Genomic DNA, 656 nt, shown 5'->3' with positions numbered 1-656 from the left:
GTGAGATGCCATGTGGCATCACCTTTCCGGGGCCAGCGGAAGCTTCCCCGGTGCAGTCGTCGGGTACACAGCCATACGCCATGTTTGTCCCACCGGAGAACTTTTATGCGGGAGCGTGCTTTATTGGTGAAGACAAAAGCTGCACCGTCATGCCATGCAGCGTTAAGTTCGTTCTGGACGTACTGTGTCAGGGTATCGATACCCCGGCGCATATCGACAGGAGTGACGACCAGGAATACGTTATCAGGTGTCAGCATGGCGAAGAGCCCGGAAAACATCGGTTAACTGAGAAGGCTGGCAGCACATCCGGATCCCCCCGGGCAGGAAGAGCGTGACAGGGTCATCTGACAATGGTCTGCCATCATCCATACCGGGGGCACCAGACACAGAAACAGGAATAATTTCTGGTGCTCTGGCCCGCTTTTCTGCTTTTGCGACATCCTGCGGCCACTGGCGCAGGGATTTAAACGGAATGTCGTAAAGTTCACAGTACTGTTCACGGGTAAGGCCGCTGGCGCGCCATGCAGCAACGTGATGTTTTTTCTGATCAAGCGTCCATCGCATCCTGGGCATTGTTTTCTCTCCACAGAAGGAAGTTATACGAATACCGGAATGCTAATGGCGTGAAAATTTCTGTGAAGATGAGGTCACCGGAA

The 656-nt window shown here is 53.5% G+C and carries 2 protein-coding genes; both read right to left on the bottom strand.

Annotation, left to right across the window (positions count from 1 at the left end):
• The coding region (tnpB, locus tag EQY_RS0118550; RefSeq protein WP_038809078.1) for an IS66 family insertion sequence element accessory protein TnpB at window positions 1–257 on the bottom strand (257 nt) is incomplete at its 3' end.
• Window positions 244–573, bottom strand: coding sequence for an IS66 family insertion sequence element accessory protein TnpA (tnpA, locus tag EQY_RS0118545; RefSeq protein ID WP_021519736.1), 330 nt, complete (start codon window positions 571–573; stop codon window positions 244–246). The genes tnpB and tnpA, both read right to left, overlap by 14 nt.
• Window positions 574–656: the final 83 nt, after the last annotated feature.

The organism is Escherichia sp. TW14182, from assembly GCF_000208525.1.
Classification (GTDB): Bacteria; Pseudomonadota; Gammaproteobacteria; order Enterobacterales; family Enterobacteriaceae; genus Escherichia; species Escherichia ruysiae.
Note: the sequence above shows the minus strand (reverse complement) of the source record. Positions and strands in the feature narration are given on the sequence as shown.